This is a genomic window from Streptomyces laurentii, assembly GCF_040635425.1.
Taxonomy (GTDB): Bacteria; Actinomycetota; Actinomycetes; order Streptomycetales; family Streptomycetaceae; genus Streptomyces; species Streptomyces laurentii.
On record NZ_JBEYHT010000024.1, the window covers coordinates 22,776 to 36,823 of the forward strand.

Consider the following 14,048-nt stretch of genomic DNA (forward strand, 5'->3'; position numbering starts at 1 on the left):
GCGGGAAACGGCACCGCTCGGCCGCTCGGCCGCCCCCGTGATGCGGGCGTCACGGCCCCGTCGATCGCCTCACCGATCACGCTCCGATCTTCTTCGCTCCCGCACAGTGCCGCGCTCGGCATCGCGACCGCCCGGGTCGCATCGTGGGCGGCTCCCTCGCCGACGTGTTCCCCATAGCGCCTACGGCACGGGAGAAGAGCCCGAAGGGAACGGTCGACCCAGCGACGATCACCTCACGGAGACGCGGAGCGGGCCATTCGTCGCATTCGTGAATCTCACCGCACCGTGTCGCGCCGCTCCGACTGCCGGGCGCGTCGGGGTGGGAATGACCTCGCGCCTCCCTGTGTGGCCGCCGCTCGAAGCGGGGCGACACGTCCGTACCGGCAGGCGGTGAACGCTTGCGTGCCCCGAAGGGGACTCACTACCGTGAAACACGGTCAACGGGGCACTTCACCGCATTTTTCGTGGGGGCTGCACCGTGACAACGACTCGGACGAACACCCGTACGCCTCCGGGTCGTATGCGCCATCGGGACCGGCCGGGCGTCGCCCTCGCCGTCATCGCCGCGTGCCAGTTGATGGTGATCCTGGACGCGACGATCGTGAACATCGCGCTTCCCCACATCCAGGACGCACTCGACTTCTCCACCACGAGTCTGTCGTGGGTGCTGAGCGCCTACACCCTCACCTTCGGCGGTCTGCTGCTGCTCGGCGGCCGTGCGGGCGACATCCTCGGCCGTCGCCGGATGTTCCTGATCGGCATCCTCGTCTTCACCTTCAGCTCCCTGCTCGGCGGATTCGCGCAGGAACCGTGGCAACTGCTGGCCGCACGCGCCCTCCAGGGCGTCGGGGGCGCGATCGCCTCGCCGACCGCGCTCGCCCTGATCACCACGACGTTTCCCGAAGGCCCGGCCCGCAACCGGGCGTTCGGCGTCTACGCGGCGGTCTCGGCCGGCGGCGGCGCCGTCGGACTGCTGGCCGGCGGCATGCTCACCGAATGGCTCGACTGGCGCTGGGTGCTGTTCGTGAACGTGCCGATCGGCCTGGTCATCGCCTTCCTGACGCCGCGTTTCATCCCGGAGTCGGCGCGGCATCCGGGCCGCTTCGACCTGGCCGGCGCGTTCACGTCCACGCTCGGCACGGCCGCGCTCGTGTACGGGTTCATCCGTGCCGCGGAGGCGGGCTGGACGGATGCCCTCACGCTCGGGGCGTTCGTCTCCGCCGTGTTCCTGCTCTCCGCGTTCGCCGTCGTCGAGTCACGGGCCCGTGAACCCATCACCCCGCTGCGGCTGTTCGCCGACCGCAACCGCGCGGGCACCTACGTGATCATGCTCAGCCTGGCCGCCGCGATGCTGGGCATGTTCTTCTTCATCGTCCTGTTCCTCCAGGACGTGCTCGGCTTCAGCCCGATCCGCGCCGGGGTCGCGTTCCTGCCGGTCACCCTGGCCATCGGCGTGGGGTCGGGGCTCGCCCAGCGAGTCCTCCCCCTGTTCGGCCCGAAGCCGTTCCTGATGGCCGGCACGGCGATCACCGGCTCGGGCCTTCTCTGGCTGAGCTTCCTCACCCCTGACACGTCGTACGTGGCCGGGGTCCTCGGCCCAATGATCGTCTTCGGCTTCGGCATGGGCCTCAACTTCGTGACGCTCACCCTCACCGCCGTCTCCGGCATCGCCCCGCACGAGGCGGGTGCCGCCTCGGGGCTGCTCAACGCCATGGAACAGGTGGGCGGTTCACTCGGCCTGTCGATCCTCGTCACGGTCTTCGGCGCGGCGAGCGCGACCGAGGCGAAGCAGCAGACGCCGGACTTCCTCACGCACGCGACGCCCGCGCAGAAGGAAGCGTTCGCGCAGGAGAGCCGGCTCCCCGCACCCTGGTCCCACGAGGTGCTGACGGCGGGGATCTCCAGCGCGTTCACCGGCGCCGTGGTCATGGCGCTGGTCGCGCTCGGCACGGCCACGCTGGTGATCCGGGTGCGCAAGAGCGACCTGGCGGCCCTACGTGGGAAGGCGGAGGCGGCCGGCCCGGCCGCCTGACCGGGCCGACGCGCCGTCACCTAAGAGCGGGCCGCCGTGGGGACCCAGGCCGGCAGGTCCTCGGTCTGTTCCAGCCATGCGGCCGGCGGGGTGCCGGCCGGGCTCGCGGCCACGACACCGCCCGCGATGGCGCAGGTGGTGTCGACGTCACCGCCGACCGACGCCGTGGTCCAGAACATCCGCTCGAAGTCGCCGAGCGCCCGGGCCGCCGACCACAGCGCGAACGGCACGGTGTCGTGGGCGCTGGTCCGCCGGCCGCTGCCGAGGACCGCCGCGACCGTTCCGGCGTCGCCGTAGTCGAGCATGTCGCGGGCCCGGCGCAGTCCGGCTCCCACGGCGCTGCGCGGAACCAGCGCGACGACGCCGTCGAGCAGCGCCTCGGGCGTGGGCGGGCCGGCGGGGTTCGCGACGAGCGCCGCGGCCGCGGCGACGGCCATCGTCCCGGCCACCGCCTCGCGATGCTGGTGCGTGACGTACGCGGAGATCTCGGCCTGGTGGGTCGCCTGCTCCGGGTCGTCGGCGTACCAGGCGCCGAGCGGGGCGATCCGCATGGCGGCGCCGTTGCCCCAGGAGCCCTGGCCGTCGAAGAGCTCCGCGGCGAGCCGGCGCCAGTCCCCTCCCTCGCGGATGAGCCGGAGCATGCGGTTGACGGCGGGGCCGTAGCCGCGGTCGAAGTCGTGGTGGTGGGCGAAGGACGACGCGAGGGCGTCCTGGTCGACGCGGCCGTGGCCAGCCAGGACGGCGACGACGGAACAGGCCATCTCGGTGTCGTCGGTCCACTGCCAGGGGCCGGCCGGTGTCTCTCGCCGCTTCAGGAGGGCGTAGGTGCCGGGGACGAAGTACTGGGAGCCGAGGGCGTCTCCCACGGCCAGTCCGCGCAGACTGGCCAGGGCGCGGTCGAAGCGCCGGTCGAATGAGGAATCAGCGGTCATCGCTCAGCAACTCTATCCGGTGGGACCGTACGATTCCGGGACTCGCCAACGTTCGAACGGCCGGTCGAGCCGGTATTTTCCGTCCTCGCCGAGCAGGAGGGTCCGGGTCTCCGCGTTGCCCGGGTTGGACAGCGACTCGAAGTCGGCGACCGTCCAGTGGAACCAGCGCATGCAGAACAACCGCATGGTCAGCCCGTGGGTGACGATCAGGACGTTGGGCGGGTGGTCGGGCGCCTCGAAACTGCGGTAGAGGCTCTCCAGGAACGCCCCGACCCGGTCGTACACATCGGCGCCGGATTCCCCCTGGGCGAAGCGGTAGAAGAAGTGACCGTAGGCGTCCCGGTACTCCTTCTGGAGGCGTACGTCGTCCCTCTCCTGCCAGTTGCCCCAGTCCTGCTCACGCAGCCGGGGTTCCTCCCGGACGCGTATCCGGTCCGGGTCGAGCCGGAAGGCGCGCAGCGTGTCGTGGGTGCGGCGGTAGGGCGAGACGTAGACACTGACCCGCTCGTCGCCGAACAGTTCCCGCAGCCGCTCCCCCGTCTCCGCCGCCTGGCGCAGTCCCGTCTCGGTGAGCCCGAGCGCGTGGTCGGGCTCCCGTTCGTACACCGTGTCATCGACATTGCCCTCGGACTCTCCGTGCCGTACGAGAACGATGCGCCGCGGTCGTGCCATGTCTCGACCCTAGGCGGTGTCCCGGCGGCAGGCTCAGTCGGCCAGGCGTCCGCCGTCCATGCGCCGTATCCGGCCGGTGAACCGGCGGCGCAGTTCGCGGTCGTGGGACACGACGACCACGGCTCCTTCCCACTGCTCCAGGGCCTGCTCCAGCTCCTCGACGAGACCGAGGGCCAGGTGGTTCGCGGGCTCGTCAAGCAGCAGCAGGTCGGCGGGGCGGGTGAGCAGGCGCGCGAGGGCGAGGCGGCGGCGCTGGCCCGCGGAGAGGCTGCCGACCGGGACGGTGAGGTCGGCCCGGCGAGTATCCGCAGCAGGGTGGACTTGCCCGCGCCGTTCTCCCCCACGATCCCGATCCGCTCGCCGGGGCGCACGGTGAGCGAGACCTGGTCGAGCAGCAGCCGCTCGCCGGGGCGCACGGTGAGCGAGACCTGGTCGAGCAGCAGCCGTTCGCCGCGGGTCACGGTCACGTCGTGAAGCGAGATCTGCGTGGGCAAGGGCGCCTCCTGGGCGAGGGACGAATAAACGCAACCGTTGTCGCGTTACCCGGAGTGTGGCACACTCGAAGCCACTAACGCAACGGGAGTAGCAGTTGAACGATCCGCAGAGCCCTCTGGAGCGGGGCGCGAGCAGCCCCGCCCCCGGCAGCAGACGCCCCGGCGGCCGCACGGCCCGTACCCGCGCGGCGGTCCGCGACGCGGTCCTGACGGGTCTGGCCGAGCACGGCTACCCGGCCCTCACCGTCGAATACGTGGCGGAGCACTCGGGCGTGCACAAGACGACGCTCTACCGGCGCTGGGGCGGCGTCGAGGGCATGGTCGCCGACGCGCTCGCCCTCGCGGGCGAGGACCGGTGGACGGCTCCCGACACCGGCAGCCTCGCCGGGGATCTGCGCGCGCTGGCGCGCGAGGTGGCCGACTCCTTCGCCGATCCGGCGCTGGCCGCGGCGCCGACGGCGTTCGTGGCCGCCGCCTTCCAGTCCCCGCGGGCCGCCGAGTCGCTGCACGCCTTCTACGCGGAGCGCTTCCGGCGCTGCGCGTGCGTCGTCGACCGGGCGGTGGCCCGGGGCGAGGCTCCGGCGGGCACGGACGCGGGAGCGGTGGTGCGGGCGGTCTCCGCGCCGCTCTTCCTGCGGTTGTTCGTCACGCGCGAGCCGGTGGACACCCGCATCGCGGACCAGGCGGCGCGCACGGTCCTGGCCGCGGTCGAGGCGGGCGCCTTCACGAGCGAGGACGCGGGCGCGCCGGCGTAGGACACGGCAGCAATCGCCGCCGGGGGCTGGGGGGCCGGACGTCGCTTCCGTACCCGGCGCGCGTCCCGTACCCCGGCCGGCCCATCCGTACCCCGGCCGGTCCCTCCGCACGCCGGCCGGTCCCTCCGGACTCCGTACCCCAGCCAGCCCCTCACCCCCGCGCGGCACGCGCCGGGATCACACCGCCCAAGCCTGCTCCAGCTCCACGATGTCCCCCGTCATGGCCGCGACATCGGCCTCGGTCTGCGCCCGCAGACCGAGGCGTTCCACCCGCTCCGCGCGGTACTTCCCGTGCTCGGCCGCCGAGTTCCACATCGACAGGACCAGGAACTCGGGCCCCGGGCCCTCCCCGAACAGCCCGCGCAACATGCCCGGGGACCCCGCCATCGCCGGGTTCCAGACCTTCTCCTGCATGAGGGCGAAGTGCTCGGCCCGGTCCTCGCGCACACGGCAGTGCGCGACCCGGGCCACGTCGGCGTCCGCGAAGCGCGGCTCGAACCCGGTCTTCACGTCGAAACGGTGATCGAACAGCTTCACCTGCATATCGCGGTATGTGCCGACCTGGGCGGCCGCGAGCCGGTCGTGGGACCGCGCCATGAAGGAGTCGTAGAACGCCCGGCTCTCCCAGAAACCGAAGACATGGGCGACATCCGGCCGTCGCCGGCTCCACCCGCCGCCCTGGCCCCGGAACCCCGGTTCGCCGGGCAGCCCCGCCCACTTCCGCTGCCCCCGCTCGAACCCTCGACGGTCCACCACGGTGCAACGAATCCACTTGACCAGCACCGCGCCATGGTACGGGGCGGGACGACGCCCCGTCAGACCTCAGCCGTACCCGCTCACCGCACCCCCGTACCGCCCCACAGCCCCGTTCGACGTTCGAAATCCAGGACGGAAAAGGGGGCCGGTATCGGCCGTACCCCGATGGCATGTTGATCGGTTGTCCGCATGACACTATGAACGACTCGTCAAGAACCGTACGCGGAGAGGGGATTCATGATGAGCGGACTCAACAAGGGGGTCGACAAGGTCGAGGTGGCGCTCAAGTGGGACCCCAGCCCGTCCGGCGCCCCCGCCCACGACCTGGACATCGTCGCGGGGGTCTACGGTGCGGAGGCCCCGTACGGACCGCCCGCCTATCTGGTCCACTTCGACCACCGCTCCCCCGACGGCACCATCACGCTCCAGCGCGACAGCCGTACGGGACAGGGCTTCGGCTACGACGAGGCGATGACCGTCGAACTCGGGCGGCTCGCCGAGCAGTACACGCGCGTGGTGGTGGGAGTGGCGATACAGCAGGGCACCGGACGGCTCGCCTTCAGCCAGGTCTCGGGCACCGGGATCCGGGTCCGCGAGGGCTACACCGACCTGCTGACCGACGACTTCGCGTCGGTGGCGGACGCGACCGCCGCGACCGTCGTCGAGTTCACCCGCGACGGAGCCGGCGTCTGGACCTGGCGCCCCCTGCTCCGCGGCTTCGACACGGACCCGCGCTCGTTCGGCGACGTGATGGGCGCCGCGTAACGGCCCTCGGCACGCGTCCGCCCACGCGCGCGTAGCCGCCGGAACGACCGGGGGCCGGGCCCGCCCCCCCGCGGGCCCGGCCCCTCGGCCTGTCCGCCGCCTCGCCGCCTCGCCGCCTCGCTGGAGGTTCCCGCCATGACGGGTGACTGGCGTGAGGACCGGATCGGAAGCGCTCTGCGGGGCGAGAACCCCACCGTGCTGCGGCGGCTGGACGTGGGGTTCGCGGTGATCGGGGACGTGCAGTTCCTGCCGGGGTACGCGGTGTTGCCGGCCGACGAGCCGGACGTGCGCCGGCTCGTCGGATCTGCCACGGCCGAAGCGGAGGGCCATCGGCACCGAACTGGACGCACTGACCGCTGTCGCGACCCCTGCCCCTGCCCCTGCCCCTGCCCCTGCCCCTGCCCCTGAGTAGCCGAAAGGGCGCCGACCGATGGTCGGCGCCCTTTCTCAGGCGTGGATCGGTGTCCTCAGGGGAAGACGCCCGTTCCGTCCCGCGTCAGCGGTGATCAGCTGCAGCCGCTGGTCGAGCCGCAGCCCTCGCAGATGTAGCAGGAGCCGGCGCGCTGCATCTTCGTACCGCAGGAGAAGCAGAGCGGGGCGTCGGCCTGGATGCCCAGCTGCATCTCCACCAGCTCGGCGCTGGTGTGCGCCTGCTTCGGGGCGTCGGCCGGGGCGGCCTCGACGGCCTTCGGCGCGGCGACGGCCACCGGCTCCTGGGCCCGCGGGGCGGACTGGGCCAGGCCCTCGACGTCGACCTCGTCGTCGGCCGGCTCGTACGAACCGGTCTCGAGGTGACGCTGGCGCTCCTCGGCGGAGTGGATGCCGAGGGCGGAGCGGGTCTCGAACGGCAGGAAGTCGAGCGCCAGGCGGCGGAAGATGTAGTCGACGATCGACTGCGCCATCCGCACGTCCGGGTCGTCCGTCATGCCGGCCGGCTCGAAGCGCATGTTGGTGAACTTCGAGACGTAGGTCTCCAGCGGGACGCCGTACTGCAGGCCGACGGAGACGGCGATGGAGAACGCGTCCATCATGCCGGCGAGGGTCGAACCCTGCTTGGACATCTTCAGGAAGACCTCGCCGAGACCGTCGTCCGGGTAGGAGTTGGCGGTCATGTAGCCCTCGGCGCCACCGACGGTGAAGGAGGTGGTGATCCCCGGGCGGCCCTTCGGGAGGCGCTTGCGGACCGGACGGTACTCGACGACCTTCTCGACCGCGGTACGGATGGTCTCCTCGGCCTTCGCCGTGACCTCGGCCTTCTCGTCCTCCTTCTTCTTGGCGGAGAGCGGCTGGCCGACCTTGCAGTTGTCGCGGTAGATCGCGAGCGCCTTGACGCCCAGCTTCCACGCCTCGTAGTAGATCTCCTCGACCTCCTCGACGGTCGCCGTCTCCGGCATGTTGACCGTCTTGGAGATGGCGCCGGAGATCCAGGGCTGGATCGCGGCCATCATGCGGACGTGGCCCATCGGGGAGATGGCGCGCTCGCCCATGGCGCAGTCGAAGACCTCGTAGTGCTCGGTCTTCAGGCCGGGAGCGTCGATCACATTGCCGTACTCGGAGATGTGGGCGACGATCGCCTCGATCTGCTCCTCGTGGTAGCCGAGGCGGCGCAGGGCCTGCGGCACGGTGCCGTTGACGATCTGCATCGAGCCGCCGCCGACCAGCTTCTTGAACTTGACCAGGGCGAGGTCGGGCTCGACGCCGGTGGTGTCGCAGGACATCGCGAGACCGATGGTGCCGGTCGGGGCGAGCACGGAGGCCTGGGAGTTGCGGAAGCCGTTCTTCTCGCCGAGGCGCAGGACGTCCTGCCATGCCTCGGTGGCGGCGGCCCACACCGCGGTGTCCAGGTCGTCCATGCGCACGGCGCCGGAGTTGGCGTCCGCGTGCTGCTTCATGACCTGCTTGTGCGCCTCGGCGTTGCGGGCGTAGCCGTCGTAGGTGCCGACGACGGCGGCCAGCTCGGCGGAGCGGCGGTAGGCGGTGCCGGTCATCAGGGAGGTGATGGCACCGGCCAGGGCGCGGCCGCCCTCGGAGTCGTACGCGTGGCCGGTCGCCATCAGCAGGGCGCCGAGGTTGGCGTAGCCGATGCCGAGCTGGCGGAAGGCGCGGGTGTTCTCGCCGATCTTCTGGGTCGGGAAGTCCGCGAAGCAGATGGAGATGTCCATCGCGGTGATGACCAGCTCGACGACCTTGCCGAAGCGCTCGGCGTCGAACTTCTGGTTGCCCTTGCCGTCGTCCTGAAGGAACTTCATCAGGTTCAGCGAGGCGAGGTTGCAGGACGTGTTGTCCAGGTGCATGTACTCGCTGCACGGGTTCGACGCGGTGATCCGGCCGGACTCGGGGCAGGTGTGCCAGTTGTTGATCATGTCGTCGTACTGGATGCCCGGGTCGGCACAGGCCCACGCGGCCTCGGCGATCTTGCGGAAGAGCGCCTTGGCGTCGACCTCCTCGATGACCTCGCCGGTCATACGGGCACGCAGGCCGAACTGGCCGCCCTTCTCGACCGCGGTCATGAACTCGTCGTTCACGCGCACCGAGTTGTTGGCGTTCTGGTACTGGACGGACGTGATGTCGTCGCCGCCCAGGTCCATGTCGAAGCCCGCGTCGCGCAGGACGCGGATCTTCTCCTCCTCGCTGACCTTCGTCTGGATGAAGTCCTCGATGTCGGGGTGATCGACGTCGAGCACGACCATCTTCGCGGCGCGGCGGGTGGCGCCACCGGACTTGATGGTGCCGGCGGAGGCGTCGGCGCCGCGCATGAAGGAGACCGGACCGGAGGCGTTGCCGCCGGAGGACAGCAGCTCCTTGGAGGAGCGGATACGGGAGAGGTTCAGGCCGGCGCCGGAGCCGCCCTTGAAGATCATGCCCTCTTCCTTGTACCAGTCGAGGATCGACTCCATGGAGTCGTCGACGGACAGGATGAAGCAGGCGGAGACCTGCTGGGGCTGCGAGGTGCCGACGTTGAACCAGACGGGGCTGTTGAAGCTGAAGATCTGGTGCAGGAGGGCGTAGGTCAGCTCGTGCTCGAAGATCTCGGCGTCGGCGGGGGAGGCGAAGTACCCGTGATCCTCGCCGGCCTTGCTGTACGTCTTGACGATCCGGTCGATGAGCTGCTTCAGACCGGTCTCGCGCTGCGGGGTGCCGACGGCCCCGCGGAAGTACTTGCTGGTGACGATGTTGACCGCGTTCACCGACCAGAAGTCGGGGAACTCGACGCCACGCTGCTCGAAGTTGATCGAGCCGTCGCGCCAGTTGGTCATGACGACGTCACGGTGCTCCCAGCTCACCTCGTCGTACGGATGCACGCCGGGGGTGGTATGGATGCGCTCGATACGCAGGCCCTTGCTGGCCGCCTTGGATCCCTTGGCTCGGGAACCACGTGCCGGACCGCTCGCCGTCTCTGTCATGCCGCCTCCCATATACGGGCAAAACACCCTACAGCGCCCGGAAAATTCCAGGGCTCCGTCTCTGTACTGCTGTCTGCTGCTGTCTGTACTGCCAACACCACGAACGCCTCAGGGGCGCTCGGGGCATGTCTTTCACCGGCCGCACGGCGGCCGGTCACCGGACCGACGACGGTCCGGTCCCGCCACCGGTCAGTCGGTGGCGGGGGCGGGCACGGGAACCGGGACCCCAGGGGTCGCTCCGGTCCCGCCGCCGGCGGGAGGCCGCTCGCGGAGTTCCACGATGGCGGCCTCGAAGTCTTCGAGGCTGTCGAACGCCTTGTAGACGGACGCGAACCGCAGGTACGCGACGAGGTCGAGTTCCTGCAGCGGGCCGAGGATGGCCAGACCCACGTCGTGGGTGGTCAGTTCGGCGCTTCCGGTGGCGCGCACCGCCTCCTCGACCCGCTGGCCGAGCTTGGCGAGGGCGTCCTCGGTGACGGGCCGCCCCTGGCATGCCTTGCGCACGCCGGAGATGACCTTGGTGCGACTGAAGGGTTCCGTGACCCCGGACCGCTTCACCACCATGAGCGAACACGTCTCCACCGTCGTGAAACGACGGGAGCAGTCGGGGCACTGGCGGCGGCGTCGGATCGACGTCCCGTCGTCGGTGGTGCGACTGTCGACGACACGGCTGTCGGGGTGCCTGCAGAAGGGGCAGTGCATTGGTTCCGACCCTCCCTCATGGCACGACTGAACAGCTTCACCGGGGCCGTCAAGAGCCCCTCGAAGCGACCACCAGCATAGGTGATGTGGCGACCCTCGACGGACCAAGGACCACTACTTGTGGGTGGCTGATGCAATCCAACCACTAGATCTTGGGTCGGTCCGCGATTTCGGCCTCTGCGCGTGTCACCTGCGCGGCCGCCCACAAAGGTACGGGAAGGGCCCGGTGGCGCGGACGCCGGGGTCACCCGGCACGGCGGCGCGACAGCGTCTCGGAGGCGTCTCGGAGGCGTCAGGGAGACCTCCCCCACACCCGCGTCGCCCGCCCGCGAAGGCTACCGTAATGACCGTTTTGGGGTGGCCGCGCCCGATCCGCGCATACACCCACCCACAGGCACGCGTAAGACGAAAGGCGAATTTTCACTCGAACGTGTGTTTGGCGCAACCTTTCGAAAGCTACTACCGTTGTGCCAGCCAGGGAGACCATTCGAGAGGGGCCGCCGACGTGACCACCACCGCTGACAGTGCCACCATCACTGCCCAGGACCGCTCCCAGGGCCGATTCGAACCGGTACACGCGATGAACGACTCCGTCATGAACGGGGAGGGGGAAGCGGGGCGGCCCACGCGCTCGCTTCCCGGACGACCTCCCGGGATCAGGGCCGACAGTTCCGGCCTCACCGATCGCCAGCGCCGGGTGATCGAGGTCATCCGCGACTCGGTGCAACGCCGGGGCTACCCGCCGTCGATGCGCGAGATCGGCCAAGCCGTCGGCCTCTCCAGCACCTCCTCCGTGGCGCACCAGCTCATGGCCCTGGAGCGCAAGGGCTTCCTCCGGCGCGACCCGCACCGGCCCCGGGCGTACGAGGTCCGCGGCTCGGACCAGCCGAGCACGCAGCCCACGGACACCACCGGCAAGCCCGCCGCGTCCTACGTGCCCCTGGTCGGCCGGATCGCGGCCGGCGGGCCCATCCTGGCCGAGGAGTCCGTCGAGGACGTCTTCCCGCTCCCCCGGCAGCTGGTCGGAGACGGCGAGCTGTTCGTCCTCAAGGTCGTCGGCGACTCCATGATCGAGGCCGCCATCTGCGACGGCGACTGGGTCACGGTACGCCGCCAGCCCGTCGCGGAGAACGGCGACATCGTCGCCGCCATGCTCGACGGCGAGGCCACGGTGAAGCGCTTCAAGCGCGAGGACGGCCACGTCTGGCTGCTGCCGCACAACGCGGCGTACCAGCCGATCCCCGGCGACGAGGCCACCATCCTCGGCAAGGTCGTCGCCGTGCTGCGACGGGTGTGACCCACCTCGTCGGCCCTGGACCAGGGCCCCGGGACCCACTGCGCCGGTTCCGGGGTCCTGTTGTGTGCCCGGGTGGGCCAGGGGCGTGTCTCCGGGCCCACGGGCGGCTTTCCGGCATCAGGGCCGGATGTACGCGTACGAGGCCCCTCCGCACGCCGTCAGGGCGCGCCGCACAGGCCCCGCCGCCCGCTGTCCGCGGGTACGGGGCCTGACGCCCGCAGGCGTCCGCGTCCAGGCGTCCGCCTCTACCTCTGCGCGTCCGCGGCCGTCGCCTGCGCCGCCGCGTCGATGGCGGCCAGGGACTTCCGCACCTGGTTGCGGTCCGTCGTGTACCAGAAGTCCGGCAGCGAGGCCTTCAGATAGCTGCCGTAGCGCGCGGTGGCGAGCCGCGGGTCGAGCACCGCGACCACACCGCGGTCCCCCGTCGCCCGGACCAGCCGGCCGGCGCCCTGAGCCATCAGGAGCGCCGCGTGCGTGGCGGCCACCGCCATGAAGCCGTTGCCCCCGGCGTCCTCGACGGCCTTCTGCCGGGCGCTCATCAGCGGGTCGTCCGGCCTCGGGAACGGGATCTTGTCCATGACGACCAACTGGCAGCTCGCGCCGGGCACGTCGACGCCCTGCCAGAGGGAGAGCGTGCCGAAGAGGCAGGTCTTCGGATCGGCCGAGAAGTTCTTGATCAGCTCGCCGAGGGTGTCCTCGCCCTGGAGCAGGATCGGCAGCTCGGGGATCCGGGTGCGCAGCTCCTCGGCCGCCTGCTGGGCGGCCCGCATCGAGGAGAACAGACCGAGCGTCCGGCCCCCGGCGGCCTGCATCAGCTCGGTCAGCTCGTCGAGCATGTCGCCGCGCTCGCCGTCCCGGGCGGGCCGGTTCAGGTGCTTGGCGACGTAGAGGATGCCCTGCCGGGGGTAGTCGAAGGGTGAACCGACGTCGATGCCCTTCCACACGGGCAGGTCGTCGCCCCGCGTGCCCTCCGGGGCGAGGCCGAGCGAGGCGCCCACCCCGTTGAAGTCCCCGCCCAGCTTGAGCGTGGCCGAGGTCAGGACCACCGCGCGGTCGGTGAAGAGCTTGTCCCGCAGCAGCCCCGAGACGTTCAGCGGGGCGACCCGCAGCGAGGCGCCGAAGCGGTCGTGGCGCTCGTACCAGACGACGTCGTACTCCGAGCCCTGGGTGATCCGCTCGGCCACCCCGTGCACGGTCTCGACGGAGGCCATGGCCTGCTTGCGCACCGCGTCCTCGTCCTGGACGGAGCGGTCGCGGGTGGTGCCGAGGGCGGTGATCACGGTCCGCGCGGCGTCCCGCAGCGCCATCAGCGCGTAGCCGAGGTCCTCGGGGATCTCCTCCAGGCGGCCCGGCAGGGCCAGCTCCATCAGCTTCTCGAAGCCTTCGGCGGCGGTCTGGAGCTGGTCGGCGGCCTTCTCGTCGACCAGCTTCGCCGCCCGCCGCACGGCCCGGTTGACCTGCCCCGGGGTGAGCTCGCCGGTGGCGACGCCGGTCACCCGGGAGACCAGCTCGTGGGCCTCGTCGACGATCAGGACCTCGTGCTGCGGCAGCACCGGGGCGCCCTCGATGGCGTCGATCGCGAGCAGCGCGTGGTTGGTGACGACGACCTCGGCGAGCTTGGCCCGCTCCCGGGCCGCCTCGGCAAAGCACTCCGCCCCGTACGCGCACTTGCTCGCGCCCAGGCACTCGCGCGAGGCCACCGACACCTGCGACCAGGCCCGGTCGGAGACGCCCGGCGTGAGATCGTCCCGGTCGCCGGTCTCGGTCTCGTCGGACCAGTCGCGCAGCCGCAGCAGGTCCTGGCCGAGCTTGCTGGTGGGGGCGGCCGCCTCGAACGGGTCGAAGAGGCCGTCCTCCTCGTCCTGCGGCACGCCCTCGTGGAGCCGGTGCAGGCAGAGGTAGTTCGACCGGCCCTTGAGCATGGCGAACTCGGGACGGCGGCGCAGCTGCGGGTGCAGCGCGTCGACCGTGCGCGGCAGGTCGCGCTCGACGAGCTGGCGCTGGAGCGCCAGCGTCGCCGTGGCGACCACCACCCGCTCCCCGTGCGCCAGCGCCGGAACGAGATAGCCGAGGGATTTACCGGTACCGGTGCCGGCCTGGACGAGCAGGTGCGAACCGTCGTCGATGGCCTCGGCCACGGACTCGGCCATGGTGACCTGGCCGGGGCGCTCCACACCGCCGACGGCGGCGACGGCGGCGTGGAGGAGATCGGGGAGGGATGGCTTCGTCATAGCCCTTC

The 14,048-nt window shown here is 71.0% G+C and carries 10 protein-coding genes and 2 pseudogenes; 5 read left to right on the top strand and 7 right to left on the bottom strand.

Annotation, left to right across the window (positions count from 1 at the left end; genetic code table 11):
• The first annotated feature begins 520 nt into the window (after positions 1-520).
• Positions 521-2,032: an MFS transporter gene (locus tag ABZ693_RS17215; protein ID WP_359877466.1), complete on the top strand. Its 1,512-nt coding sequence runs from the start codon at positions 521-523 to the stop codon at positions 2,030-2,032.
• Positions 2,033-2,052: 20 nt separating this feature from the next.
• On the opposite strand, the gene ABZ693_RS17220 is transcribed toward ABZ693_RS17215, so the two are convergent.
• The 3 genes and pseudogenes from ABZ693_RS17220 to ABZ693_RS17230 form a co-directional block, all read right to left on the bottom strand.
• The gene (locus ABZ693_RS17220; RefSeq protein ID WP_359877469.1) at positions 2,053-2,964 is read right to left on the bottom strand and encodes an ADP-ribosylglycohydrolase family protein; all 912 of its coding nucleotides are present in this window, start codon (positions 2,962-2,964) and stop codon (positions 2,053-2,055) included.
• A 12-nt stretch (positions 2,965-2,976) separates the two neighbouring features.
• Positions 2,977-3,636: a histidine phosphatase family protein gene (locus ABZ693_RS17225; RefSeq protein WP_359877472.1), complete on the bottom strand. Its 660-nt coding sequence runs from the start codon at positions 3,634-3,636 to the stop codon at positions 2,977-2,979.
• A 33-nt stretch (positions 3,637-3,669) separates the two neighbouring features.
• A pseudogene (locus ABZ693_RS17230) lies at positions 3,670-4,052 on the bottom strand (ATP-binding cassette domain-containing protein); the annotation flags it as partial.
• A 173-nt stretch (positions 4,053-4,225) separates the two neighbouring features.
• Here ABZ693_RS17230 and ABZ693_RS17235 point away from each other — a divergent pair.
• Positions 4,226-4,885, top strand: coding sequence for a TetR/AcrR family transcriptional regulator (locus tag ABZ693_RS17235; RefSeq protein ID WP_359877475.1), 660 nt, complete (start codon positions 4,226-4,228; stop codon positions 4,883-4,885).
• A 177-nt stretch (positions 4,886-5,062) separates the two neighbouring features.
• Here ABZ693_RS17235 and ABZ693_RS17240 read toward each other — a convergent pair whose 3' ends face one another.
• Positions 5,063-5,668, bottom strand: a complete 606-nt coding sequence (locus ABZ693_RS17240; RefSeq protein WP_359877477.1) for a YdbC family protein — start codon at positions 5,666-5,668, stop codon at positions 5,063-5,065.
• A 213-nt stretch (positions 5,669-5,881) separates the two neighbouring features.
• Between ABZ693_RS17240 and ABZ693_RS17245 the strand changes: the two genes are divergently transcribed.
• Together ABZ693_RS17245 and ABZ693_RS17250 are read left to right on the top strand one after the other, a co-directional pair.
• Positions 5,882-6,406, top strand: a complete 525-nt coding sequence (locus ABZ693_RS17245; protein WP_359877480.1) for a TerD family protein — start codon at positions 5,882-5,884, stop codon at positions 6,404-6,406.
• 135 nt (positions 6,407-6,541) lie between these two features.
• A pseudogene (locus ABZ693_RS17250) lies at positions 6,542-6,758 on the top strand (diadenosine tetraphosphate hydrolase); the annotation flags it as partial.
• Between the two features lie 154 nt (positions 6,759-6,912).
• Here ABZ693_RS17250 and ABZ693_RS17255 read toward each other — a convergent pair.
• Together ABZ693_RS17255 and nrdR are read right to left on the bottom strand one after the other, a co-directional pair.
• Positions 6,913-9,810: a vitamin B12-dependent ribonucleotide reductase gene (locus ABZ693_RS17255; RefSeq protein WP_359877483.1), complete on the bottom strand. Its 2,898-nt coding sequence runs from the start codon at positions 9,808-9,810 to the stop codon at positions 6,913-6,915.
• A 189-nt stretch (positions 9,811-9,999) separates the two neighbouring features.
• Complete coding sequence (gene nrdR, locus ABZ693_RS17260) at positions 10,000-10,512, bottom strand: transcriptional regulator NrdR (protein WP_359877486.1); 513 nt, start codon at positions 10,510-10,512, stop codon at positions 10,000-10,002.
• Positions 10,513-11,017: 505 nt separating this feature from the next.
• On the opposite strand from nrdR, the gene lexA reads away from it, so the two are divergent.
• Positions 11,018-11,809 (top strand): transcriptional repressor LexA, encoded by a 792-nt coding sequence (gene lexA / locus ABZ693_RS17265; protein ID WP_359877489.1) that lies wholly within the window; start codon positions 11,018-11,020, stop codon positions 11,807-11,809.
• A 245-nt stretch (positions 11,810-12,054) separates the two neighbouring features.
• Here lexA and ABZ693_RS17270 read toward each other — a convergent pair whose 3' ends face one another.
• Positions 12,055-14,040 carry an ATP-dependent DNA helicase gene (locus ABZ693_RS17270; RefSeq protein ID WP_359877491.1) on the bottom strand — a complete coding sequence of 662 codons (1,986 nt, stop codon included), beginning with the start codon at positions 14,038-14,040 and terminating at the stop codon, positions 12,055-12,057.
• Between the last annotated feature and the right edge of the window lie 8 nt (positions 14,041-14,048).

Excerpts from the sequence above, each read along its gene's own strand:
- ABZ693_RS17220 (WP_359877469.1), bottom strand. The coding sequence starts at position 2,964 with ATGACCGCTGATTCCTCATTCGACCGGCGCTTCGACCGCGCCCTGGCC.
- ABZ693_RS17270 (WP_359877491.1), bottom strand. The coding sequence starts at position 14,040 with ATGACGAAGCCATCCCTCCCCGATCTCCTCCACGCCGCCGTCGCCGCC.
- ABZ693_RS17215 (WP_359877466.1), top strand. The coding sequence starts at position 521 with ATGCGCCATCGGGACCGGCCGGGCGTCGCCCTCGCCGTCATCGCCGCG.
- ABZ693_RS17225 (WP_359877472.1), bottom strand. The coding sequence starts at position 3,636 with ATGGCACGACCGCGGCGCATCGTTCTCGTACGGCACGGAGAGTCCGAG.
- nrdR (WP_359877486.1), bottom strand. The coding sequence starts at position 10,512 with ATGCACTGCCCCTTCTGCAGGCACCCCGACAGCCGTGTCGTCGACAGT.
- ABZ693_RS17245 (WP_359877480.1), top strand. The coding sequence starts at position 5,882 with ATGAGCGGACTCAACAAGGGGGTCGACAAGGTCGAGGTGGCGCTCAAG.
- ABZ693_RS17255 (WP_359877483.1), bottom strand. The coding sequence starts at position 9,810 with ATGACAGAGACGGCGAGCGGTCCGGCACGTGGTTCCCGAGCCAAGGGA.